This window comes from Nostoc sp. FACHB-280, from assembly GCF_014697615.1.
GTDB lineage: Bacteria > Cyanobacteriota > Cyanobacteriia > Cyanobacteriales > Nostocaceae > Nostoc_B.
This window is the reverse complement of the sequence record NZ_JACJSD010000005.1, coordinates 188,280-212,293: the sequence shown is the minus strand read 5'-3', so window position 1 is coordinate 212,293 and position 24,014 is coordinate 188,280. Positions and strand designations below refer to the sequence as shown.

The following is a 24,014-nucleotide window of genomic DNA, read 5'->3' as shown; positions in this document are numbered from 1 at the left end:
GGGGGGTAATGTTTTTTAACGCGGAGTTTAATTTCCACTTTTGCGCGGATGGGTGATGATATGAATAAGTTAATTTCTACAGTAAAACCTTATGTCTGATGAATTATTAAAGTCTTTTAAGGAAGCATATAGCAATCTCGAATTGTTTCCACTAATGCACGAGAAGGAAATGGAGCAGTTTCGAGTAGATTATGGTGGTGATTTAATAGCAGATTTAATACAGTTAGTTGAAGATAGCCCGAATGGTGATGGCAAGATTGTATTTACTGGTCATCGAGGATGTGGTAAGTCTTCTTTGTTGGCTGAGTTTAGTAAGCAGATTAAAGATAATTATTTTGTAGTGTTATTTTCTATTGCTGACAGTATTGAAATGTCGGCTGTTAATCATATCAATATTTTATTTGCGATCGCGCTTAATTTAATGTCTGAAGCCGAAGCACGTAAAGTAGAAATACCTAAATCTACTAAAGAGCAAATCTACGGTTGGTTTGCAAAGCACACTCGGACTGTAGAGACAGAATTAGGAGGCGGACTTGAGGCGGATTTTAATTTGCTCACTGTTCTGAAAGCTCAATTAAAAGCTGATGCCAAAGTTAGAGAAGAAATTACACAGGAATTTGAACGCAAAATATCGGATTTAGTCGCGCGGATTAATGAAATTGCTGCTTTGATTCAAACTGCTACTAAAAAAGAAATTATAGTTATTATCGATGACATAGATAAACTAGACTTGGCAAGAGTTAATGATATTTATCGAGATAATATTAAAGCTCTATTTCAACCTAATTTTCGGATTATTTATACTATTCCAATTGCTGTAATCAGAGAAACTTTTTTGGCTACTATCATTACAATAGAAACAAATGACCAAATTGTAGTCATGCCTGTTTTGAAGGTGTTTGAGAAAGGTAAAAATCGTCTGCCTGATGCTCATCCTCGCGCTGAAGTAAAAAACCTACTTTGTGAAATATTACAAAAGCGGATTCCTAGTGATTTGATAGAAAAAACAACAGTAGAGAAGCTTGTTGTTCAAAGTGGGGGAGTATTGAGAGAGCTAATTAGGATAGCTAATGAATGCTGCCGTATATGTTTGCGACTTATTCGGCGTAAACCAGATGAAAAAGTTGTAATTGATGACAGTATTCTAGAACAAGCAATTAATAAAATTCGCAATGATTATTCTATTCGCTTAGGAAAAGTCGAATTTGAAGTTTTGCAAAGTATTTACGAGAATTTTATGCCTGATGATCCAAAGCAACTAGAGTTTCTAGACTTGCTGCATGGGTTGTATGTTTTGGAATATCGTAATGATGAAACTTGGTATGATGTTCACCCCATTATAGTAGAAACTTTGAGACGTAGGGGGTTGATTAATGATGAATGATGATTTACTCATAGATGATGAAAATAGAGATGCTTATGATGACTTAATAGTTTCGATTGATGCTAAAGCAAATCGCTTAAATTTGCTAATCGGTGTTTGTGATGATGCTAGTTTTCGGGATGAGATTATTGCTCAGTATGAGGCAGAATTACAGCCGCAAATTCGATGCTTTCGGACGACATTGGCAAGGGGTGAACCTAGTTTGAGGGCGGCTGTTGCTAAACTAGTAGAATCTGAAGAATATTTGCAGCAACATAACCCAGCAGTAATTAGTGTGACTGGTGCAGAACAGCTTCATTTTTTGAAGCTGGGTGAGGAACGTTCAGAACAAGAGATTTTTTTCGGTTATTTGCAGTGGACTAGGGAAGGGTTAAGGGAATTTCCTTTTGCGATCGTCTTGTGGGTGACTAATCAAATATTGGTTGAGTTAATTAAAAAAGCGCCTGATTTTTGGAGTTGGCGCAATGGTGTTTTTCGGTTTGTATCTAGAAGGAAAAATACTGTTGCTGCTAGAGAATTAGAACCGATTCGGTTTGCTTTTACAGGTAATGAATTATCAGGTTTTGATGATGATAATGATTATTTATTACCCATAGAAGATTTGCAAGGCTTTATTCAAGATTTAGAACAGCGCGGTGTTAAAGATGCAACTTTAGCAACTTTATACTTTAGCTTAGGCGATATTTATAGAAAAAGACTCAATCATGGTGAGTTTCAAGATTATAAAAAAGAGCAAGAATTAGGCATTAAGTATTTAAGCAAAGCTGTAGAATTGCAGAAAGAATTAGGTTTAGAGAAAGACCTCGCCATTAGCCTCAATAACTTAGCTAATCTCTATCGTTCCCAAGGTAAATACAGTGAAGCTGAACCTTTCTGTATCGAAGCTTTGGCACTCAACCGCAAACTACTGGGTGAAGAACATCTTGATGTCGCCATTAACCTCAACAACCTAGCTAATCTCTATACTTCCCAAGGTAAATACAGTGAAGCTGAACCTTTTTACATCGAAGCTTTGGTACTTAAGCGCAAACTACTAGGCGAAGAACATCCCTCTGTCGCCACTAGTCTTAATAACTTGGCAGAACTCTACAATTCCCAAGGTAAGTACAGTGAAGCCGAATCTTTGCACAACCAGGCATTGGCACTCAGGCGCAAACTCTTGGGTGAAGAACATCCTGATGTTGCACTTAGCCTCAACAACCTAGCTAATCTCTACAGTTCCCAAGGTAGATACAGCGAAGCTGAGCCTTTGCAAAGCCAAGCATTAGCACTCAGACTTAAACTCTTGGGTGAAGAACATCCTGATGTTGCACTTAGCCTCAACAACCTGGCAGAACTATACATTTCCCAAGATAGGTACAGCGAAGCCGAATCTTTACAAAGCCAAGCATTAGCACTCAGACTTAAACTACTAGGTGAAGAACATCCCTCTGTCGCCACTAGCCTCAACAACCTAGCTAATCTCTACCGTTTCCAAGGTAGATACAGCGAAGCCGAACCTTTGTTTATCCAAGCTTTAGATATTTTAGAGAGACGGTTAGGGGCAAATCATCCAAATACCGTTACTGTGCGTGAAAATTTAGCAGTTTTACGCGATCGCCTCTCCTCAGAACAATCATATTGAGTCCCATATCTTTTTTTATCTCGCGCAAAGGCGCAAAGTCGCAAAGAAGAGCGCAAGAGTGTAGTTTCAAGCTCGAAGTTTCGTGTTCTGAGGTGGAATGATGGAGTTATGAAGGCGATCGCTATCGTTGAAAACATCCTCTATCAACTGTTTTGTCATCTATTCCAGCAATATAATGCGATCGCCAAACTTAGCCGCTAGTTTTTGATCATAAGTTAACACTTGAGTATCAGATTGAATTGCTGCTGCTACGAATAACGTATCGTAGAATGAATGACTTGCCTCAACTGCCAGCCTTAAAGCTGCATCTCGAATCTGAGAACTAGGAATCATCACATCAACTAGTGCCTCAGCATCTTGTAGCGTATCTAAACCTATTTGCAATGGCAGTTGCCTAAATTGTATCCACTGCCAGATTACATTTCCCAACTCGGCAAACAACGAATCTGGCACTACAATTTGATCTACAGTTTCTAAAGCTGCTATTGCCTGTTCATACCTGTTTTCTACGCGCAAGAGTGCATAGGCAAATACCATCGTATCAATCACCATCAGGATTGTCCTGCTGATTTCCAAGTCTGTACACGGCTTTCTGTTTCTATCGGTAAAGCCTCGACTCGTTGACGAATACGACTCAGCACTTCATCACGTTTTCTATAGCGTTTTGGTAACAATTCGCGGATTTCTTGTTCCAGTTCATGGAAAAAATTTTCTGCTTTTTCTCCTTGTCCTGGCTGCATTTGTTCCAAAGCAAGTTTAATTTCCTTTAAGGTTGCTACTAATTCAGCAGCATCTAAAAGTTCTTGATAAGATTCCGCATCTTGAACAACCAACTCTGCTTTTCCGTTGACAGTCAGGACTAACGGATGTTTTGTTTCTTTGAGCCTTTGTAAAAACTCAGTAGTATTACGCTTAAACTCGGTGAGAGAATGTATATCTTTTGATAAGTTTATTAGCATATAAACATTTAATTAGCACTTAATTAAATGCTAATTAGTGTATGTGGAGTTTGTCAATCGAATTTTGGAATGTTTGCAGTTTATCGAGGAATGCGATCGCCTAATCCCTTGATTTTGCGGATTCATACTTAAGTGCTAAATGTGTAAAGTAGATACAGCAGATAGCCATCAAGGTTGTATATATGCAAAATAGAAGTTTGTAGGAATTGCAATTTAAAACTAAAGTTAGTAAATCAATATTTTTCAGTCAGTATGATGGAGCAAAATGATCATCAACAGCGCCGCGCCGCTAATCAAGAGTTTGAACAATCTCTCAACCAGTTGGAAGGTATTCTACAGCAAGGTCTGACTGAAGAGGACGAAACCCAGATTGAAGAACCAATCGATATTGAACTAGCTGATGATTTAACAGAAATTGATTTAGCTGCTTTTGAGGATGCAGTGGCTGATATTGAACAATATCTGGAAGAAAAGACAAAGTGATGTTGCTTTAGCCTGTGGTTATTTGTCGCCGAGCTTCGTATAACATTAAAGCAGCTGCGATCGCCACATTTAAAGACTCGACTCCAGGACTCAGGGGAATATTGACTTGTTTATCTGCCATTTTTGCCAAGTCTGCCGATAAACCTGCGCCTTCGTTCCCCAATAAAATTAAACTGGGTTTGCGCCAATCAATTTCCCAATAAGTTAATTTTGCTGTCGGCAAAGTCGCTATCACTTGCATTCCCGCCTGCTGACTTTGCTTGACTATGGTTAATAAATCTTCACTCACTGCCATATTTAAGCGAAACCATTGTCCAGCACTAGCACGCAACACTTTGGGGTTATCTAAATCTACGCTATCACCAGTTAACCATAATCCCGATGCACCAGCAGCAGCCGCCGTGCGAATAATCGTACCTAAATTTCCTGGGTCTTGGATGGTTTCTAAAGCTAAAACGATGCCATCAAAGGGGACTTGATTGATTGAATCGCTACGTCTGGCTGTGGCGACTATGCCATCTGGTTGTATTGTAGTAGCGATCGCACCTAAAACTTCCTCACTGACAATTTCTGCCCTTTCACAACGACTACATAACCTCTCCCACAAGGAAGCATGAGCAGCTTGCCAGTCTGGTGTACAGCAAACCGTTTCTAAGGGATAATTTACTGCACAAGCTTCTTCTAACAAATGCGTCCCTTCCAACAAAAACAACTCCTGCTTGTGACGCTCCTTAGTAGAGTGCAGCTTGCGAATTTGCTTAACGAGAGAGTTTTGTAAACTAGTTAACACAATTAAAGGCAAAAGTAAAAAATCAAAAGTTAAAAGTAAATGACTGATATTTTTGCCTTTTACCTTTTACTTTTTAACTTTCAATGCGGAACCCGGGACTTGAACCCGGAAGCCTTGCGGCACTAGAACCTGAATCTAGCGCGTCTGCCAATTCCGCCAGTTCCGCGTGACGTTCGTTTTTTAATCGACAATTTCTAATTATTACTCAATTATTTATTTTTGTCAACTTATATTCAAAATATCTGTATCGTAGATATTTTAAATTCCAGATTGGGAACTATGATGAGTGGTTGAGTTTCCTACAACTCAAAGACCATCCCTAAAAAACAGCGCCTATAGTCTACGAAGTATTGAAATTTACCATTACATCTGAGATTAATTACCGTTATTTTTTGCCCTCAATTCACGAGCCAAAAAATATATTGATTAATCCAATATGTAGACAAATGAAATCTTTACTGTAGAATCAAAACCAACTTCAACCCTTGAAAATTAAGTATTATTTTTGGAGGTAGGCTTATTAATCCTTCTACCAGCTTACCAGATGCCAAGCTTGCACCTCAAGCAGACTCCTCAGTCTTGCAAATTTTCGGTGGGCATCGTTTGCACGGTCATGTCAAAGTTAGCGGGGCAAAAAATTCAGCACTGGTAATCATGGCTGGAGCATTGCTCTGTTCTGGAGATTGTCACATCCGTAATGTTCCCTTGTTGGCGGATGTCGAAAAAATGGGACAAGTTTTATCAGCTTTAGGTGTAAAAGTCTCACGCCAAGGCGACATTTTAGACATTAACGCCAGCAATATTACTACATCTAAAGCTCCCTACGAACTCGTGACTCAACTACGAGCCAGTTTTTTTGCCATTGGTTCTATTCTGGCTAGGCTAGGGGTGGCACAAATGCCCTTACCAGGTGGCTGTGCAATTGGCGCTCGACCAGTTGACTTGCATGTCCGGGGACTGCAAGCAATGGGAGCCGAGGTGCAGATTGAACATGGCATTTGTAATGCTTATGTTCCCAATGGTGGCAGATTAAAAGGAGCCAAAATTTACCTTGACACTCCCAGTGTGGGCGCAACAGAAACATTGATGATGGCGGCTACCCTGGCTGATGGCGAAACTATCATCGAAAATGCAGCGCGTGAGCCAGAAGTAGCTGATTTGGCGAATTTCTGTAACGCGATGGGAGCTAAAATTCACGGTGCTGGTACTAGTGTCATCACCATTGAAGGTGTTCCGCAATTGCATTCTGTTGACTACAGCATTATCCCCGATCGCATTGAAACTGGAACTTTTTTGGTAGCTGGTGCAATTACACGTTCGGAAATCTCATTATCCCCAGTTGTACCCGACCATTTAATTCCCGTAATTGCCAAACTGCGGGAAATCGGCGTGCAGATTATTGAAGAAGCCCCAGACTGCTTGCGAATACTACCGGCGGAAACTCTCAAGGCCACATATATTGAAACCTTACCCCATCCTGGTTTCCCCACAGATATGCAAGCACCGTTCATGGCTTTGCTCACCTTAGCAGAAGGTGACAGCATCATTAACGAGTCTGTCTTTGAAAATCGCTTGCGCCATGCTTCCGAGTTAAACCGCTTGGGTGCAGAGATTCGCGTCAAAGGTAACACAGCTTTTGTGCGCGGAGTCCCCAATTTATCGGGTGCGCCTGTCATTGGTACAGACTTGCGAGCATCAGCAGCCCTTGTCTTAGCTGGCTTGGCCGCTGACGGACAAACCACTTTCCAAGGCTTGCATCACCTCGATCGCGGTTACGATCGTCTTGATATCAAGTTGCAGCAATTGGGAGCTAAAATCAAGCGCGTCAACGAAGTCTCAACCCCTGGGGTGACTTCTAATGGCAGCACTCCCCCGGTCACAATTGCTAATTAGAGGGGAGTGGGGGTGTAGGGGTGTATGGGTATAGGGGTGAAAGAGTTTTGGATAAATACACTATTACACCTACACCCTCACACCCATCTTCCCTTACCCCCTCCTTCCACCAACTGAATCGTTATACTAGCTTGTGGATGGCTGTTAAATTAGCAGCCAAATTTTTACAGTCTTTTTTCAAGCTGGCTATATCATGTCATTCATTAAAACCCCGCTAATTGGTTTAAAAGCTGACTCCTTTCGTCATCCCTTAGACTTGGAATCTACCAAAACTCTCAAACAAATACCTGGTATTGATTTGATGGTGCGGAATTGGCTGGGGCCAATGGCGGAGCAGATTTTTTATGTAGAAAACATTGCTTCTAGTGTTTTAGTCAGTGAAAATCAACTGCCAGATTTACATAAATTATTATTAGAAGCTTGCAAAGTCTTAGATATTGAACCGCCACAATTATACGTCCGGCAACATCCAGCACCCAACGCTTATACTTTTGCAATGCGGGGTAAACAGCCTTTTGTGGTGGTGCATACTTCCTTGATAGATATCCTCACCCCAGAAGAAATACAGGCGGTAATTGCCCATGAGTTAGGGCATCTGAAATGCGACCATAGTGTTTATTTAACGCCTGTAAATTTACTGGTCTTAGCGGCAGCAATTGTGCCGAATGTGGGAAATTTTTTGGCTCAAGCCATCCAAACACAACTTTTAGAATGGGTACGCTGTGCTGAGTTTACCTGCGATCGCGCCGCTTTACTAGCCACCCAAAACCCTAAAGTGGTCATGTCTGTACTCATGAAACTGGCTGGTGGTTCGCCCACACTTGCACCGCAACTCAACCTCGATGCCTTTGTTGCCCAAGCCCGTGCTTATGATGAAATTAGTAAAACAGAATTGGGTGAAATGGTGAAAGTCGCTCGAACAGCCCAATTAAGCCATCCTGTACCCGTGCTACGCGCTAGAGAAATTGACCGTTGGGCGAGTAGTCAAGAATATCAAACTTTACTGCAAACTCACGGGTTGAAAAGTTCTGGTGAAGTATCAGCAAAAGGCGGCTGGCGGAACTGGTAAATTGTCATTCAAAGGGAGTAAGGAGTGGGGAGAAGGGGTGTGGGAAGTGTGGGAGGGGGGGAGGATGGTGAAGAAATCTTTCCCCCCACACTCCCCTATCTCCCCACACTTCCCCCTCTCTCTATACTCCCCTCTCCCCAAACGTGAGAAATTCGGGGATGAGTAATTTTGATTACTACTCTAAAGTTCGGACAGTCACAACCTGCGGTGGTGTCGAGTCTGGTGGATAAATCACGTCTACCTGTAGATTTCTTTGGCTGGCGGGTGGGAGAACAAACTGCACCAATGGTTCTAAAACCTGACCAGTTCTGTGCCATAAATGCACATACCGCGTTTTCTGTTGTCCTTGGTCATCAACATAACGCAGTCGGACTGTACCCCGAAAGAAGGGAAAATCAAGTGATGGTTTGCGGAAACGAATGCCACCTTGAGATAACTTGTCTTCCTTTAGTGGTGTTTCTAGGGTGACGGTGACTTTTTGAGTTTGCTTTGTCTGATTTTTTAACGGCAAACTCAGGTTATATTCCACCCCATAATTACCGTGTGCTTCGTAGGCGGTATCAGGGTAGCGCACCAACATTTTAGCGGTTTGGATTTGGTCAGTACCCAATCGACCGCCCCGGAGAGTAACTAAAGGATAAGCAATACCTTTACCGCGTTCAGGAATAGTTAAATACTGGGCTTTGGGGTTATCTACCAAATTAGCTTGCCATTGGGAACCTTGAGAAACACCAGCCACACGTCCGTAAATGAGTGAACCACTAGTAGCATTGGGTGGGGTTGGGGTTTTATCTCTCGGCCCGGCAAAACTGCCATTATTTAATAAAGCTTGCCATTCACTCAAAGTTGGCGCACGGTCAGAATTATCGGCATTTTTTTTAGCAAACATCGCCAAACTGGCTGCGTATACCTTACCGCTACTTTGCAAGCGCAAAAAACTAGAACGACCATTCACAGGCTTGGCTAAATTTCTCACAGGAATTGGATGATTTAATAACATCCGGCTACCACCAGGAGGAATGACAAACTTGGCGGGGAAATCTGCTTGACGCACACCGCGCAACACATCACTGACAGCCCTCGCCCCTGGGCCAGAATAAACCTTGCCATCATTATTTTCTAGGTAAGGCGCTAAGGTCACAAAGGGCGCATCCTGCATTAAATAACTTGCGCCCTGCAAGACACTGACTGTCACAGGTTTTTTACTGGGGTTGTGGAGTATGACACCGATATATAGGGTTTGTAAATCTTTGGGCGTGTGAGTGTAATGATGGGCAAATAAATCGAAGCGTCCCTGAAAGGGAAAATTGAGGTGGGCGGCGGGAACTTTTTTATTATTAGTGGGAAAGGTAGAAAGCAAAATTCCTTCGTTTTTAATCCATTCAGGGCTGTTACTGTTAAACACTGGGATGGTGTCTAACTTACCGGGTAAGGCGCGGACTTCTCCTGGTTGGATGATTTCTTGGGGTGCTGGTTTGGGAGAAGTTTGGGCGACAACTGCGGAATTATTGTTATCAGTTGTGCAGCCGACTGCTTGAATAATAGCCAGTCCAAAAAAAAGTGTGAATATTGGTAATTCTAGTTTCTGGGTCATAAATTCAGAAAATGGAAGTATTGAGAATATTTCTGCTAACTACAACGTGAGTTCAACGAATTAATGCAAAATCCAAAATCTAAAATCTAAAATTACAATAAGGGAGATTACGGAGATCAGTTACGGGCAGTGGCTGGAGTTGAGCGGGTAGGGTATGGCTGATGAAATCATAGATTTAACAAATTGCGATCGCGAGCCGATTCACATTCCAGGTTTAATTCAGCCTCACGGAGTTTTGCTGGTTTTGCAAGATGCTCACCTCGAAATTATCCAAGTTAGTGATAACACTGAAAAAATCATTGGTCATCCACCAGCGGCACTTTTAGGCAAACATTTATCTGTTTTATTTGATGCCAAGCAAATTCAAAAAATTCAGCAATGCCTCACCGCAGATTTCGAGACAATTAATCCTCTAGATTTATCAATTCAGTATTTAAACCAATCTCGGTATTTTGATGGCATTGTTCACCACTCAGATACAGTGATTCTTTTGGAATTAGAGCCGAAACAAGTTAACCAAAAAACTGAGTTTGTTGATTTTTATCATCAGGTAAAAGCCACAATTACCCGGATGCAAAAAGCAGCCACACTACGGGAAATGTGTCAAGTTGTTGTCCAAGAAATACGGCGAATTACAGGCTTTGAGCGGGTGATGGTTTATCAATTTGATGCGGAAGGTGCAGGTTGTGTAATTGCTGAAGATACGAACCTGAAAGTTCCTTATCTCGATTTACACTACCCTGCTTCGGATATTCCTAAGCAAGCGCGACATCTTTACACCCTGAATTGGCTGCGGCTGATTCCTGATGCCAACTACCAACCTGCGTCTTTAATTCCTCACAATAATCCTCTGACAAATCAACCACTCGATTTAAGTTTGTCAGTGTTGCGGAGTGTGTCTCCAATTCATTTGGAATACTTACGCAATATGAATGTATCTGCTTCGATGTCCATTTCGCTGTTGCAAAATCAACAGCTTTGGGGATTAATTGCCTGTCATCATTCATCACCTAAATATATTCCTTACAACGACCGTACCATTTGCGAATTTATTGGCCAGGTGATGTCTGTAGAACTGGTGAACAAAGAAGTTAGTGAAGATATGGACTACAAAATGCAGTTGAAGTCTTTACAAACTCAATTTGTTGAGGCTTTGTCCCAGTCTAAGTATTTCCTGAATGGGATGATGCAGCTACAATCTCAATTACTGAATTTAGTAAACGCTACAGGCGCAGTAATTTGCAGTGGTAATCAATATATTCGCGTGGGTGAAGTGCCATCAGAGGCAGAGGTGAATGCTTTACTGAATTGGATGAAACCACGACTGCAAGATGGTTTATTTGCCACCCGATCGCTCTCTAAAGATTATCCCCCAGGAGAGTCATTCCGCGCGATCGCTAGTGGGGTGTTAGCTTTAGAAATTTCACGGGTGCAGCACAATTATTTGATTTGGTTTCGTCCAGAAGTGATCCAAACTGTAAAGTGGGGTGGCAATCCACACAAACCTATGGAAGTATTATCTGATGGTAGTTTGCGAATGTCGCCGCGCAAATCTTTTGATTTGTGGCAAGAAACGGTGCGGGGTTGGGCTTTACCTTGGAAATCTTGCGAAATTGCCGCAGTCACCGAACTACGCGGTTTAATTGTGGGGATTGTCTTACGCCAAGCCGATGAACTCGCCTTGATGAATTTTGAATTACAACGCAGTAACGAAGAACTTGATTCCTTTGCTTATATTGCTTCTCACGATTTGAAGGAACCCCTGCGTGGAATTCACAACTACGCTAACTTTTTGATGGAAGATTATGCCCAAACGTTGAATGATGATGGAATGGCGAAACTGCAAACCCTGGTGCGCTTAACCCAACGGATGGAAGATTTAATTAATTCTCTGCTGCATTTTTCCCGGTTGGGACGAGCGGAACTTATGCGCCAACCAGTCAACTTGAATGAGTTAGTCCAACAGGTAATCAATACCCTCAGCATTACCCGTCCGCAAAGTGAAATAGAATTTCGGCTGCCGCAAACGCTCCCCAGTATAAAATGCGATCGCGCCCAGGTAAATGAATTATTCACCAACTTAATCAGCAACGCCATGAAGTACAACGATAAAGCCCAAAAATGGGTGGAAGTTGGCTATATTACCCAACAAAACACCTCCCCAGTGCCAATTTTCTATGTGCGTGATAATGGCATTGGCATTTTAGATAAGCATTTGGAAAAAATCTTTCAAATCTTTCGCCGTTTACATGGACGCGATGAATTTGGCGGTGGCACTGGTGCAGGTTTAACTATTGCTCGCAAAATCGTCGAGCGCCACGGCGGCAGGATTTGGGTAGAATCTATACCATCACAAGGTAGTACATTTTACTTTACATTAACAGCCGAGGAAATCTCTTGAAGACTATGAGAACTTTGCCCATCCCCCTGCTGTTGGTGGTGGAAGATAGCAACGAAGACTTTGAAGCCCTCCAAAGATTGCTGGAGCGATCGCCCATTCAAGTTCCGATTCAGCGATGTGTCAATGGAGAGCAAGCCTTGGCTTTTCTGTATCGTACTGGTAATTATAGCGACATCTGCTTTTTTCCGGGCTTGATTGTCTTGGATTTAAATCTGCCGGGAACCGATGGCCGAGAAGTATTGCGCCAGATCAAGCAGGATGATAATCTAAAAACCGTTCCGGTTGTGGTGTTTACCACCTCCAATAACCCCAAAGATATCGAAGATTGTTACCGCTACGGAGTCAACAGCTACATTATTAAACCGATTAATTTTGAGCAGCTAAAACGAGATGTGCAAACGCTGATCCAATACTGGTTTGAGGTGACAACACTTCCTGAACACCTGGAGTATTAATCATGGTTCAAGCTCGGCGCAACGTCTTAATTGTCGATGATTCTCCTGAAGACCGGGAATTTTATCGGCAATGTTTGTTGCGCGATCGCCATTACTCCTACAATATTTTAGAAGCAACTTTAGGGAGTCAAGGACTAGAACTTTGGCAGCAACAACCCGATGTCATTTTGCTGGATTATCGCTTGCCTGATTTGGATGGCTTAGAATTTCTCGCTCAGTTACAAGCCTTAAGCCAACAGTCTTATTTACCCGTAATTATGGTAACAGGCCAGGGCAGTGAAGCGATCGCTGTCCAAGTCATGAAAGCCGGCGCACAAGATTACTTAGTCAAAGAACAAATTACCCCAGCAAGCTTGCAAAGGGCAGTTCAAGGAGCCATTGAAACCGTCCAGTTGCGGAATCAATTGCAACAGCGCATTGAGCGAGAAAGATTATTAGCACAAATTATCCAAAAAATTCATCAATCCTTAGATTTACAGGAAATTCTGCAAACAACAGTCACAGAGGTACGGCAGTTTCTCCAAACAGATCGAGTGGTGATTGTGCGTTGGCAGCCAGATAATAGCGGTATTGTCACCAACGAATCAGTCGGTGCAGCATGGACACCACTGTTATCTACTTGCTTGTATGACTCTTATTTCAAAGAATACTACAGTGAGTTTGCCCGTCAGGGATTAATCTCTGTCAAACCGAATATTTATGATGGTAGTCTGAATTCGTGGCACATTGAATTATTGGCAAATTTACAAGTCCAGGCCAAAATAGTCGTGCCGATTTTGCAAGACCAGCAATTATGGGGAATGCTGATTGCCCATCATTGTCAAGCTCCCCGCCAATGGCAACCTTTAGAAATCGATTTGCTCCAAGAATTAGCCGCCGCACTAGGTATTGCTCTGCGACAAGCAGAACTTTATCAACAAACACAACATGAACTAATTGAACGCAAACGCATAGAAGCAGAATTACGAGAAAGTAAGGAACGGCTACATACGACACTATTAGCGGCTCGGATTGGTACCTGGGATTGGAACATCCAGACGGGACTGATTTCCTGGTCGGATAACTTAGAACCTTTATTTGGGCTGCAACCAGGAGAGTTTGACGGCTCTTTTGAGATGTTTCTTGAGCAAGTGCATCCTGACGATCGCGATCGCATCCTCAAAACTGTAAATCATGTCATTACCAAAGGCGAAAACTATGAGATTGAATTTCGGGTAGTTCACCCCAATGGCAAGATTCGCTGGGCATTGAGCCAAGGTAAAGTGTTTTACGACCAGAAAGGTCAACCTCTGCGGATGACGGGACTGGATATAGACATCACAGAACGCAAAAAATCAGCCGAAGCTTTACGAGACAGTGAGCTAAAGTTTCGTCAACTTGCCGAAAATATTGATGCCGTTTTCTGGATTAGGGAAGTTTTAGAAGATCGCATCAGCTATGTCAGCCCTGCCTATGAACGTTTATGGGGATTGAAAGCCCAGAATTTATATACTAATCAAAGTAACTGGGTTAATTTAATTCATCCAGAAGACAAAGAATCTGTTGCTAGGGCTTTTCAAGAAAAAGCGATCGCCAATCAATTCGATGAAGAATACCGCATCATCTTACCAAATGGCAGCATTCGCTGGGTCAGAGACCGCTGCTTTGGGTTAAAAGATGAAACAGGTGAAATTTATCGCTTTACAGGTATTGCTGAAGACATCACCGCCCGGAAACAGCGCGAACTTAACAAGCAGTTTCTTAACCAACTAGATTTGCGCCTGCGCCATCTCCAAGATGCTCAAGCAATGATGTGGGAAACAGTCAGCAGCTTGGGGCATTACCTTAATGTCAACCGATGCACCTTGGGTAGAGTTGATTTGCCACAAAATCTTTATACTTTAGAGCAAATCTGGTCTCGCAATTATGAGGATTTTCCGAGAACTCAAACAATTTCAAATTTTGCCAACTCAGAAATGCAAGCTATATTTGCTACCAATCAAGCTTTAGTTGTGCATGATATCACTAAAGATTCTCGGACAACTGCTTTTGCTCAAAATTACGCTGGTTTTCAAATTCAAGCAATTGTTTGCGTTCCTTGTATTTATCAGGGGCAGTTAGTTGCAGTCTTAACTGTTTCCTCACCAAATCCGCGAGTTTGGAGTGGCGATGACGTTGCTTTGTTGCAAGAAACTGTAGTACGTATCTGGCCATTAATTGAGCAAACGAAAACTACACAGGCATTGCGTGAAAGTGAAGAACGCTTCCGCACCCTGGCTGATAATATGTCGCAATTTGCCTGGATGGCGGACGCAAACGGCTGGATATTTTGGTACAATCAACGCTGGTTTGATTACACAGGTACAACCCTAGAAGAAATGCAGGGATGGGGCTGGCAAAAAGTCCACCATCCTGATCATTTAAATCGGGTAATCCAACACTTCCGCCACTGTTTAACCACAGGTGAAGCCTGGGAAGATACCTTTCCCCTGCGGAGAAATGATGGGGAGTATCGTTGGTTTTTGTCCCGTGCTATTCCCATCCGTGATCAGCAGGGTCAAATATTGCGTTGGTTCGGCACAAATACTGACATCACTGAACAAAAGCAAGCCGAAGAAGAACGTAGTTTGCTGTTAGAAAAAGAGCAATTAGCCAGAGCCGAAGCCGAACGCGCTAACCGCATCAAAGATGAATTTTTAGCGATTCTCTCTCACGAATTGCGATCGCCCCTCAACCCGATTTTGGGTTGGGCAAAACTGATGCAAACCCGTAAATTTGATGCCACGAAAACCACCGAAGCTTTAGCCACCATTGAACGTAACGCTAAATTACAGTGTCAATTAATTGATGATTTGCTAGATGTAGCAAAGATTTTGCGGGGCAAACTCAACATAGATGAGACTCCCATAAATTTAGTATTTGTCTTAGAAGCCGCACTGGATACAGTCAGAACAGCCGCCGTCGCCAAGTCAATTCTGTTACATTCCACTCTGCCCCAAATTGGTCAAGTATCAGGTGATTCGGCGCGATTACAACAAATTTTCTGGAATCTGCTATCGAATGCCATTAAATTTACCCCAGCTGGTGGACGAGTAGATGTGCAATTACAGCGCGTTGATCATCAAGCACAAATTACCATCAGCGATACAGGTAAAGGCATTAAACCCGATTTTCTGCCCTATATTTTTGAATCATTTTGCCAAGAAGATGCTTCAACAACTCGTAAATATGGTGGGCTGGGGTTGGGGTTAGCCATTGTGCGGTATTTGGTGGAAGCCCACGGCGGTACAATTCAAGCCGATAGCCCAGGTGAAGGACAAGGTGCAACATTTACCGTTAAATTGCCCTTGTTAGCTACGGAGTTACGGCCGAGTCAACCTGATGAATTATCAATACCAGAACTAGATTTAACCGGAATTAAAGTCTTAATTGTGGATGATGAACCAGATGCACGGGAATTAGTCACAGCTGTGTTAGCACAATACGGTGCAGAGATATTAGCTGTTACCCGTGCGGCAGAAGTTTTAGCTTCCCTGGAGTCGTTTCAACCCGATGTCTTAATCAGTGATATTGGAATGCCCGATATGGATGGCTATACACTCATCCAACAGATTCGCTCTTTACCAGCAGACAAAGGCGGCAAGATAGGTGCGATCGCTCTTTCCGCCTATGCCAGAAAAGAAGACCAACAGCGTTCTTTATCTGTCGGTTTTCAATACCACATTTCTAAGCCACTTGATTTAGATAAATTAGTAGAAACCGTCTCCGAACTCGCCCGCAAATCTTAAGTTAACCAAACATATTTAGCCTCTAAAGTTTATGTATTCTGCTTTACGCTATTTACAACCGCTACCAATAACACTTCAATTATCTATAATTATCAGCTATATTAAACTCAGTTTCGTATTCTGATTCAAGCATTAATAAATGGAAATACTCATTGAATCAACTAAAGAATTTGAAAAAGACTTGGAAAAATTTAATAATAGAGAAAAATTTAAAATTGTTAAAAAATTAAATCGGTATGTTGACTTAATTTCTAAAAATAGAAATTTACTAGAAAATCAAGCATTTAAACTAAAAAATATTAAATTTAATACTGAGTATGATTCTTCTCTTTATGCCTTAATAATTGATAAAGAGATCAGAATCATCCTTACCATAGATGATGACCCAATTTTTGATACAACAGTCATCACCTTATTTAGAGTCGTCAGTACAGAAGATGCTACTCAAGCATACAATTCCGTAGCTGAGTATCTCTACCAAGATTTTAGTATGCAGAATCAAGAAATTGAGGTTCACTCTAGCTAATGCCACAGATTAAACCACTTTTTGATGAGCATGGTGTAATTTATGAAGCTATGAAAATCTTGCCAGATGAGTTAAAAATTGATTTTTTACAAGCCTTAGCAGAATTAGAAGATAATGAATGTCACAGAACTCGAAATTTTCCCAAAACCAGACTACGGAAAGTCAAAGGTATTAAACAAGCAATCTACCGCGCCGATATCGATAAATTATCCGGATGGCGGATTCATTTGCAATATATTGACGGCAAAATTCACTTAAATGACATTATCGAAGGGCAACGTCATGATGATGTAATTGAAGTGATTAAATCTAAAAAACATAGATACGAGTAGATACAGCAGGAGGCAGGAGATAAAAATCTGATACCGTGTTGGATGTTGGATTTTATATTTGGGATACAAGATTGTCTTTGATTGACTTTTTTGGTTGATTACTTTGTCCTGGTATTACATACTCGATTGCGAGATTGATGGTATTTTATGTTTACACAAACTCCTTTATCTCAATTGCAATATAAATTATGACCCTCAATTTATATTTACTCCGACATGGCGAAACTACTTTTAGTCAAAGTGGTAATTTCTGTGGTGAAACTGATGCCGAATTGACAAAAGAAGGAATACAGATGGCAGAAAGTTTTGCCGATGTTTATCAAAAATTGAAGTGGGAAGCGGTTTATGTTAGCCCGATGAAGCGCACAATTGCAACTGCCAAACCATTTTGTGATGCTACTGGTATGGATATGCAGTTGCGTGATGGATTGAGAGAAGGTAGTTACGGCGAATGGGAAGCTAAGAGTAAATCTTTTGCTCAAGAGAAGTATAGTGAAAACTATGTAAAATGGCTGACAGAACCCGCTTGGAATGCACCCAAAGGTGGAGAAACGGCGGTAGATATTGCTAACCGTTCTATGCCTGTAATTGCGGAAATTCAAGAAAAGCATCCCGCAGGAAATGTATTAGTAGTTTCTCATAAAGCCACAATTCGGATTTTGCTTTGCAGTTTACTGGGAATTGATTTGGGACGCTATCGCTATCGGGTGAATATTTTGGTCGCGTCGGTAAGTATGGTGAAATTTGATGTTAACGGGCCATTGTTAGAAATATTAGGCGATCGCCATCATATACCAGATCATCTCCGCTCTCGTCCAGGAACATAAAAGGCTTTGTCTGAGAATACGCACCAAAATTATTTGTGAAAAATGGGTATAGGGGTGTAAGGGTATTGATACATACACCCCTACATTTTTGCCTAAATTCTTGATTTTGCGTTTTTATGCCTAATTTTTCCTGTATTTAAGCCAAAATACAACCTTGACGGGGAGGAACGCTGAGAGAAAGTTGTTTAGTTTCTCCTGCGTTATTCCACTCAAATTCTGCATAGCCGAATAAAAGCTTGCTGGGTTGAGTTTGCAAACTAGTAATATCTATGTTGGCTTTGACTGATGCTGTACCAGCATTCACAGCAATGATTAGTTCTTCTGTGCCTAAAGTGCGGGCAAAAACGTATAGTGTTCCTTGGGCATAGAGAACTTGATAGTCGCCTGTTCGCAAAGCTGGGTAAGTATGGCGAATTTCAATTAATTGGCGGTGTGTTTGGAGAATTTCTTGATCCCAATTAGCTTCTAAAGGAAAGCCACGTCGGGAGTCGGGATCTATTGCACCTGGCAAACCCACTTCATCGCCATAATAGATACTGGGCGCACCAGGAAAAGTAAGTAACAGTAGAGTTGATAATTCGATGCTGGCTTTATCGCCACCAGCAATAGTCATTAAACGTGCGGTATCGTGACTAGCCAGTAAGTTGAGTTGCGTTAGCTGAATTTCCCAAGGATATAGTTGCAATAGTTCTTGGATTTTAGTGGCGTATTCCGTCGCAAATAAAGGTGGATAAGGTTGATAATCGCGGCTTTGGACTTGTTCTAAGACTACGCGATCGCCTGCGGTAAAAGCAATTGTCGGCCCAGCAAATAAATAATTCATTACACCATCAAATTGCGTCCCATCTAACCACTGACTGGAATCTCCCCACACTTCCCCCACAATATAAGCTTCGGGGTTAATGGCTTTGACTCGCTCTCGAAATTCTTGCCAAAAACCAGGAGATTTAACTTCAAATGGTACATCCAACCGCCAGCCATCAATACCAAATTTAATCCAATATTCGGCAATTTCCATAATATATTCCCTAACTTCCGGGTTGTCGTGGTTAAACACTGGCAAAGCCCGATTATCTGCCCAACCTTCATAATTAGCCGGAAAATCACCGTTGTAAGCAGACAGTGGCCAACCGTGAACTTTAAACCAATTCACCCAAGGCGAATAAGGGCCATTTTCTAAAACATCATGGAAAAAGAAAAACCCACGACTGGAATGATTAAACACTCCATCCAAAACCACTTTTATATTCCGTTGATGAGCAGCTTCTAGTAATTCTTTAAAAGCTTCATTTCCTCCCAACAAAGGATCAACTTGGTAATAATCATGGGTATGGTAACGGTGATTACTCGCAGATTGAAAAATGGGAGTGAAATAAATCGCGTCAATTCCTAAACCTTGGATGTAGTCTAATTCCTCAAGAATGCCCCACAAATCACCGCCTTTATAACCTTGTAATGTCGGCATTGCTTCCCAGTCTTCCCAACGGGCTTCGTGTAACAATCGTTTCCGTGGCTGTTTGCTTCTGGCAAAACGGTCTGGAAAAATTTGGTAGAATACAGCGTGCTTAACCCAGTCTGGTGTTTGAATTTCCATAGGTAATTATTTCTACGTTCAGGAGAGATTGTGGCAAATATTTCTCCAGTTATGACTCTCACCTATGATGGAAAAATCTCCAAGGTTTTAATTGTTAATTTTAGATTTGAAATTTATTGCTCACGCAGAGACGCGGAGAATTAGAGGGTAAGAGAGAAGTTGCGATATATGATGATTCACTTCTCTATCTGAAGTTAGTTGACAGTTATATTCAATTTTTGCGATTTTTATCAATGAAATTCCCATAGATCCTCAGCACCATAGCAATTCTATCTGAGTCGTGAAAAAGTATTCTTTTTAACGTAGACGCGAAGCGGCTTCCCGTTCGCCGTCAGGCGTTCCCGAAGGGTAGGGTACCACAAAGGACGCATAGACGCGATAGCGGCTTCCCGCAGGGTAGGACACAAAGAAGAAGAGGAAGGAAAAGAAAAGAAATTTCACCAATGATTTAGGACTGCTATATAGCAATTCTAAATGACTTACAAACATCTCGCTTCCTTGTCTACCTTGTCCTCCTAGTCTCCCTTGTCTGTGTTGTTCACATATCATCAAACAGGACTGCGCTATTCACAGTGAATGTTACTGAATTAGTTAAAATTTCCATTATTCTCTTACTAGTTGCCACTGGTGTAGCTTTAGTATCCCGTCGATTGCGCGTTCCTTATGTGACGGGTTTGGTGCTGGCAGGTTTGCCAATAACTGAACTATTATCCCATCGCATTGGTTTAGATCCTGCTTTGGTTTTGAATTTGTTTTTGCCAATTCTGATTTTTGAAGCTGGGATCAATACAGATGTTAGTCGTTTACGCAGTACTTTTAAACCTATTGCCCTGTTAGCTTTACCTGGGGCTGTCATTTCTAGTGGAATTATTGCTGTAGTATTAAAACTAGGGCTGGGATTAGCTTGGATACCCGCTTTACTTGTGGGTGTAATTCTGGCAAACACAGATACCGTTTCGATGATTGCGGTGTTTAAGGAAATACCAGTTCCTTCCCGACTATCTACAATTGTTGAAGGCGAAACTTTATTCAACGATGCGGCGGCGTTAGTTTCATTTAACCTGATTTCGCAAGTATATTCCACAGGTTCAATCACATTATTAGAAGGAATCCAACAACTGCTATTTATTTCTTTGGGTGGTTGCGTTGTTGGTTTAGTATTAGGCTATTTGAGCATACCTGTATTCGCCCGTTTAGATGATCCTCTGAGTAGTCTGTTACTGACGGTTGCGATCGCACTAGGTACTTTTCAGGTAGGGCAATTTCTCGGCGTGTCAGGTGCAGTGGCGGTGGTTGTCGCTGGCTTAATTTTCGGGAATCTGGGGCTTTCGCGCAATACTTCGGCTTCCAATCGCATCACTCTGCTGAGTTTTTGGGAATATGCCAGTTTTACGGTGAATACCTTTATTTTTCTGTTGATTGGTTTGGAAATCAACTTAGTCACCTTCTGGAAAACCTTACCTGCTGTTTTACTAGCTGTTTTAGCTTATCAAGCTGGACGAATATTAACAGTTTATCCACTACTGGCGATCGTTCGTTGGTTTGATCGCCCGATTCCTCTGCGTTGGCAACATTTACTGTTTTTAGGTAACATCAAAGGCTCACTGTCAATGGCTTTGGCTTTGAGTTTACCTATTGGTTTACCGGGTAGAGATGTTTTAATTGCCTTAGTTTTTGGCAGTGTACTGGTGTCGCTAGTCGGACAGGGTTTAAGCTTGCCTTGGTTAGTCAAACGCTTAAAATTATCAAAATTCTCCGCAACTCAGCAACAAGTTGAAGAATTACAAGCCCAACTGATGACAGGGAAAGCGGCCCAGGATGAATTAGATAGTTTGTTGAAGTCTGGGGTATTACCAAAATCAGTTTACGAGGAAATGCGATCGGCTTATCAAGTCAGGGTGGCTGGTGCGGAAAAATCTTTGAGAGATTTGTACAATCGCCGTGTTGATAATTCAGATGCTAAAAATCATGATTTAAGCAAATTAGATGCTATTCGTCGTCGTTTATTATTAGCAGAAAAGGGCGTTCTGAATGAAGCATTACGCAAGCGCATTCTTTCTGAGGAAATTGTGCAGGTACGGATACAATCTATTGATGAACAATTGCTGCAACTTGATGATGATTAAATAGGGTAGAAGGCAGGAGGCAGGAGGCAGGAGGCAGGGAGGCAGGAGTGGAAGGAAAGAATTTTATACTCAGCACTCATTACTTTTGATTTTTGATAACTTTCCCAGGACTAATAAAAGAAATACCTTGCTGAAAGTCAGTGCCAATCATCACGGCTTCAACTATTGGCTCAGATATTTTTGTTGATGATACCCATTCAACAATAAAATTTGCCCCGACACCGCCTCGGCTATCATTACGATTTACAAAAAATTCTGTAGAAGCCAGGGCATCTAGTTGGATTGGCTTTTCTAAATATGGCTCAATTAATTTACCAGTGGAATCATAATAGCGCACAGAAGTAATAATTATAGGATTAGCCAAATCTGTATTCCGAATACTGAGTGTAGCTGCTAAATTAAAAATTTCTTGGCGATTGTGATGATAAATTTCGGAATAGATGGGAACATAAATAGTCTGACCCATTGCGATTTTAAAATTCGGATCTAAATTCACTATTTTGTATGTCTGACTAATTGGAGTTGGTTTAGGTTGTGAATTTAGGGAATTTTCGGATGCTTGACAAGCAGAGAGGAAAATAACTGCGATCGCTAAAATAATCTGTAAATAAAATTTCATGAAAACTACTGGCAACCTTCGATAAAATCAATGACTTGATGTAAAGAACCGGGCTTAGTCACAATCAACACAGTCGAACCTGCTTCAAGGACTGTACTACCATTCGGAATCATCAAATCTTCGTGGGGATGAGGTTGATAGCCAATAATCAAAGATCCAGTCGGAAATCGAGCATCTTGAGCAATTTCAGCCACACTGCGATTCACTACATAACAATTATTAGGAATCGCTAGTTTTAACACTTCAATCTGTCCCTGCTCAAAGTGCATCATTGATTCTACTTGAGGATATTCAATGGCATTGACCATTGTGGAAACTGATAGTTCAACGGTGCTGATAACATGGTTTGCGCCTGCTAAACGCAGTGGTTCTGCAAAATCACCATGACGTAACCGACTCAAAATATGGGGAACACCATAATGTTTAGCCAAAGTCACCATCGCCAAGTTCAAAGCATCACTTCTCAAGACTGCGACTAAAGCATCTGCTTTGCGAATTCCCGCTTCTAACAAGACTTCTGTACTTACAGCACTACCTTCAAACGCCATTGCTCCCACTTGTTCACGGGCATAACGGCAAGCATTCGGGTCAATATCGATGACAGCAACCGTATGTCCTAGTTCTACCAATTTTTGAGCCAAAGAAAGCCCTACTAAACCTGCTCCACCCACTAGCACGTACATGGCTACTCCTGATACTCAAAAACTGTCTACTTTACAGGTTAACAAGAAAGTACTGATATAGCAGGTGACAGGTAATAGGCTTCCGCCGTGAGCGTCAGCCGAACGGTGATAGGTGACAGGGTGAAATGGTATGAGTACTGAGTCAACTTTCTTTCCGTGACTTCTGCTCACTGAGCGTAGTCGTTCGCGTTAGCGTCTCCGCAGGAGAAGTGAGCCTCCTGGCTTATCACAACTATAAATATTTACGCCGCTCTAGTTCAACTTTTTCAATTCTCTGGCACATCAACCACACGCCACTCCTGAATACCCCAACGTTGCAAAATTGGTGCAGCACGACGAATATCTGCTTCTGTGCTTTCGATTGTGACCAGATAATTACCTTGATATACTTGCTCATGATAAAGTTGCGCTGCTTCTTCCGGCAAAAACCAACCCCGCAACGCACCAATAATTCCACCTGCGGCTGCACTAGCACCACTACCTAAAAGTGTGGCTAAAGCAGACTCAACAGCTAAGGCTGGGCCAAACCCAGGAATGAGTAAAATCCCAAAACCTGCAACTAAGGTAAGTAAACCTGCTGCTCTAGCACTGGCTAATGCACCTATAGTTGCACCTTCAGATTGAGTAAGATGATTTTGTGTTGTATCAGTATTCTCAAGTTCTGGCTTACGAGTGATTACGGAAATTTTATTCATCGAAAAGCCAGTATTTCTTAACTCGTCGATCGCTTGTAGTGCAATTTGGCGATCGCTAAATATACCAATAGCATGTTGGTGTTTACCTGAAGCCATTTTGCCTCCTCCAAATCTTGATGAATCTTCAAAACTCTTATTTTTGCTGGGTTTGTTTTTAGTCTTACCAACAAATATGACCAAAAAATGACTATCT

20 protein-coding genes, 1 tRNA gene and 2 pseudogenes are annotated in these 24,014 nt (G+C 41.8%); 13 read left to right on the top strand and 10 right to left on the bottom strand.

Going from position 1 to position 24,014, the window contains the following annotated elements:
• Window positions 1-91: 91 nt before the first annotated feature.
• Window positions 92-1,384, top strand: a complete 1,293-nt coding sequence (locus tag H6G75_RS05835; protein ID WP_190979016.1) for an ATP-binding protein — start codon at window positions 92-94, stop codon at window positions 1,382-1,384.
• Window positions 1,374-3,008, top strand: a complete 1,635-nt coding sequence (locus tag H6G75_RS05830) for a tetratricopeptide repeat protein (protein ID WP_190979015.1) — start codon at window positions 1,374-1,376, stop codon at window positions 3,006-3,008. The genes H6G75_RS05835 and H6G75_RS05830 overlap by 11 nt, the downstream gene beginning before the upstream one ends.
• 159 nt (window positions 3,009-3,167) lie before the next feature.
• Here the strand turns inward: H6G75_RS05830 and H6G75_RS05825 are convergent, their stop codons facing one another.
• Together H6G75_RS05825 and H6G75_RS05820 are read right to left on the bottom strand one after the other, a co-directional pair.
• Complete coding sequence (locus tag H6G75_RS05825; RefSeq protein ID WP_190979014.1) at window positions 3,168-3,560, bottom strand: type II toxin-antitoxin system VapC family toxin; 393 nt, start codon at window positions 3,558-3,560, stop codon at window positions 3,168-3,170.
• A gap of 140 nt (window positions 3,561-3,700) precedes the next feature.
• Window positions 3,701-3,967, bottom strand: a pseudogene (locus H6G75_RS05820) (type II toxin-antitoxin system Phd/YefM family antitoxin); the annotation flags it as partial.
• 252 nt (window positions 3,968-4,219) lie between these two features.
• Here H6G75_RS05820 and H6G75_RS05815 point away from each other — a divergent pair.
• Window positions 4,220-4,450 carry a hypothetical protein gene (locus H6G75_RS05815; RefSeq protein ID WP_313934800.1) on the top strand — a complete coding sequence of 77 codons (231 nt, stop codon included), beginning with the start codon at window positions 4,220-4,222 and terminating at the stop codon, window positions 4,448-4,450.
• Window positions 4,451-4,457: 7 nt separating this feature from the next.
• Here the strand turns inward: H6G75_RS05815 and H6G75_RS05810 are convergent, their stop codons facing one another.
• Together H6G75_RS05810 and H6G75_RS05805 are read right to left on the bottom strand one after the other, a co-directional pair.
• Entirely contained in the window at window positions 4,458-5,240 is a 783-nt protein-coding gene (locus tag H6G75_RS05810) for an RNA methyltransferase (RefSeq protein ID WP_190979039.1), read from the bottom strand.
• An 84-nt stretch (window positions 5,241-5,324) separates the two neighbouring features.
• Window positions 5,325-5,406 (bottom strand) — tRNA-Leu (locus tag H6G75_RS05805).
• Between the two features lie 353 nt (window positions 5,407-5,759).
• Between H6G75_RS05805 and murA the strand changes: the two genes are divergently transcribed.
• Together murA and H6G75_RS05795 are read left to right on the top strand one after the other, a co-directional pair.
• Complete coding sequence (murA, locus tag H6G75_RS05800) at window positions 5,760-7,133, top strand: UDP-N-acetylglucosamine 1-carboxyvinyltransferase (protein ID WP_190692306.1); 1,374 nt, start codon at window positions 5,760-5,762, stop codon at window positions 7,131-7,133.
• Window positions 7,134-7,326: 193 nt separating this feature from the next.
• Window positions 7,327-8,202, top strand: coding sequence for a M48 family metallopeptidase (locus tag H6G75_RS05795; protein WP_190979012.1), 876 nt, complete (start codon window positions 7,327-7,329; stop codon window positions 8,200-8,202).
• 175 nt (window positions 8,203-8,377) lie between these two features.
• On the opposite strand, the gene H6G75_RS05790 is transcribed toward H6G75_RS05795, so the two are convergent.
• Window positions 8,378-9,796, bottom strand: a complete 1,419-nt coding sequence (locus H6G75_RS05790) for a DUF3370 domain-containing protein (RefSeq protein WP_190979011.1) — start codon at window positions 9,794-9,796, stop codon at window positions 8,378-8,380.
• Window positions 9,797-9,950: 154 nt separating this feature from the next.
• Between H6G75_RS05790 and H6G75_RS05785 the strand changes: the two are divergent.
• The 7 genes and pseudogenes from H6G75_RS05785 to H6G75_RS05760 form a co-directional block, all read left to right on the top strand.
• Window positions 9,951-11,699 (top strand): annotated as a pseudogene (locus tag H6G75_RS05785) (GAF domain-containing protein); the annotation flags it as partial.
• A gap of 81 nt (window positions 11,700-11,780) precedes the next feature.
• Complete coding sequence (locus H6G75_RS33905; protein WP_397331502.1) at window positions 11,781-12,197, top strand: ATP-binding protein; 417 nt, start codon at window positions 11,781-11,783, stop codon at window positions 12,195-12,197.
• A 5-nt stretch (window positions 12,198-12,202) separates the two neighbouring features.
• The gene (locus H6G75_RS05780) at window positions 12,203-12,652 is read left to right on the top strand and encodes a response regulator (protein WP_190979009.1); all 450 of its coding nucleotides are present in this window, start codon (window positions 12,203-12,205) and stop codon (window positions 12,650-12,652) included.
• A 2-nt stretch (window positions 12,653-12,654) separates the two neighbouring features.
• Window positions 12,655-16,419, top strand: a complete 3,765-nt coding sequence (locus H6G75_RS32875; protein ID WP_190979008.1) for a PAS domain-containing protein — start codon at window positions 12,655-12,657, stop codon at window positions 16,417-16,419.
• 139 nt (window positions 16,420-16,558) lie between these two features.
• On the top strand, window positions 16,559-16,945 hold the full coding sequence (locus H6G75_RS05770; protein WP_190979007.1) for a hypothetical protein: 387 nt from the start codon (window positions 16,559-16,561) through the stop codon (window positions 16,943-16,945).
• On the top strand, window positions 16,945-17,277 hold the full coding sequence (locus H6G75_RS05765; RefSeq protein ID WP_190979006.1) for a hypothetical protein: 333 nt from the start codon (window positions 16,945-16,947) through the stop codon (window positions 17,275-17,277). The genes H6G75_RS05770 and H6G75_RS05765 overlap by 1 nt, the downstream gene beginning before the upstream one ends.
• A gap of 188 nt (window positions 17,278-17,465) precedes the next feature.
• The gene (locus H6G75_RS05760) at window positions 17,466-18,104 is read left to right on the top strand and encodes a histidine phosphatase family protein (protein WP_190979005.1); all 639 of its coding nucleotides are present in this window, start codon (window positions 17,466-17,468) and stop codon (window positions 18,102-18,104) included.
• A gap of 136 nt (window positions 18,105-18,240) precedes the next feature.
• Here the strand turns inward: H6G75_RS05760 and H6G75_RS05755 are convergent, their stop codons facing one another.
• Both H6G75_RS05755 and H6G75_RS05750 read right to left on the bottom strand, forming a co-directional pair.
• Window positions 18,241-19,698 (bottom strand): glycoside hydrolase family 13 protein, encoded by a 1,458-nt coding sequence (locus H6G75_RS05755; protein WP_190979004.1) that lies wholly within the window; start codon window positions 19,696-19,698, stop codon window positions 18,241-18,243.
• A gap of 297 nt (window positions 19,699-19,995) precedes the next feature.
• Complete coding sequence (locus H6G75_RS05750) at window positions 19,996-20,247, bottom strand: hypothetical protein (RefSeq protein WP_190979003.1); 252 nt, start codon at window positions 20,245-20,247, stop codon at window positions 19,996-19,998.
• Window positions 20,248-20,270: 23 nt separating this feature from the next.
• Between H6G75_RS05750 and H6G75_RS05745 the strand changes: the two genes are divergently transcribed.
• Window positions 20,271-21,824: a cation:proton antiporter gene (locus H6G75_RS05745; RefSeq protein WP_190979002.1), complete on the top strand. Its 1,554-nt coding sequence runs from the start codon at window positions 20,271-20,273 to the stop codon at window positions 21,822-21,824.
• A 79-nt stretch (window positions 21,825-21,903) separates the two neighbouring features.
• Here the strand turns inward: H6G75_RS05745 and H6G75_RS05740 are convergent, their stop codons facing one another.
• From H6G75_RS05740 to H6G75_RS05730, 3 genes are all read right to left on the bottom strand, one after another.
• A complete protein-coding gene (locus H6G75_RS05740; RefSeq protein WP_190979001.1) occupies window positions 21,904-22,443 on the bottom strand; it encodes a DUF3124 domain-containing protein in 540 nt (179 codons plus the stop codon).
• Window positions 22,444-22,448: 5 nt separating this feature from the next.
• The gene (locus H6G75_RS05735; RefSeq protein ID WP_062295678.1) at window positions 22,449-23,126 is read right to left on the bottom strand and encodes a TrkA family potassium uptake protein; all 678 of its coding nucleotides are present in this window, start codon (window positions 23,124-23,126) and stop codon (window positions 22,449-22,451) included.
• Between the two features lie 266 nt (window positions 23,127-23,392).
• Complete coding sequence (locus tag H6G75_RS05730) at window positions 23,393-23,917, bottom strand: hypothetical protein (protein WP_190979000.1); 525 nt, start codon at window positions 23,915-23,917, stop codon at window positions 23,393-23,395.
• Window positions 23,918-24,014: the final 97 nt, after the last annotated feature.

Coding starts and splice junctions, on each gene's coding strand:
- H6G75_RS05780 (WP_190979009.1), top strand. CDS start 12,203: ATGAGAACTTTGCCCATCCCCCTGCTGTTGGTGGTGGAAGATAGCAAC.
- H6G75_RS05765 (WP_190979006.1), top strand. CDS start 16,945: ATGCCACAGATTAAACCACTTTTTGATGAGCATGGTGTAATTTATGAA.
- H6G75_RS05830 (WP_190979015.1), top strand. CDS start 1,374: ATGATGAATGATGATTTACTCATAGATGATGAAAATAGAGATGCTTAT.
- H6G75_RS05795 (WP_190979012.1), top strand. CDS start 7,327: ATGTCATTCATTAAAACCCCGCTAATTGGTTTAAAAGCTGACTCCTTT.
- H6G75_RS05790 (WP_190979011.1), bottom strand. CDS start 9,796: ATGACCCAGAAACTAGAATTACCAATATTCACACTTTTTTTTGGACTG.
- H6G75_RS05735 (WP_062295678.1), bottom strand. CDS start 23,126: ATGTACGTGCTAGTGGGTGGAGCAGGTTTAGTAGGGCTTTCTTTGGCT.
- H6G75_RS05760 (WP_190979005.1), top strand. CDS start 17,466: ATGACCCTCAATTTATATTTACTCCGACATGGCGAAACTACTTTTAGT.
- H6G75_RS05835 (WP_190979016.1), top strand. CDS start 92: ATGTCTGATGAATTATTAAAGTCTTTTAAGGAAGCATATAGCAATCTC.
- H6G75_RS32875 (WP_190979008.1), top strand. CDS start 12,655: ATGGTTCAAGCTCGGCGCAACGTCTTAATTGTCGATGATTCTCCTGAA.
- H6G75_RS05740 (WP_190979001.1), bottom strand. CDS start 22,443: ATGAAATTTTATTTACAGATTATTTTAGCGATCGCAGTTATTTTCCTC.
- H6G75_RS05770 (WP_190979007.1), top strand. CDS start 16,559: ATGGAAATACTCATTGAATCAACTAAAGAATTTGAAAAAGACTTGGAA.
- H6G75_RS05815 (WP_313934800.1), top strand. CDS start 4,220: ATGATGGAGCAAAATGATCATCAACAGCGCCGCGCCGCTAATCAAGAG.
- H6G75_RS05750 (WP_190979003.1), bottom strand. CDS start 20,247: ATGATATGTGAACAACACAGACAAGGGAGACTAGGAGGACAAGGTAGA.
- H6G75_RS05755 (WP_190979004.1), bottom strand. CDS start 19,698: ATGGAAATTCAAACACCAGACTGGGTTAAGCACGCTGTATTCTACCAA.
- H6G75_RS05730 (WP_190979000.1), bottom strand. CDS start 23,917: ATGGCTTCAGGTAAACACCAACATGCTATTGGTATATTTAGCGATCGC.
- H6G75_RS05825 (WP_190979014.1), bottom strand. CDS start 3,560: ATGGTGATTGATACGATGGTATTTGCCTATGCACTCTTGCGCGTAGAA.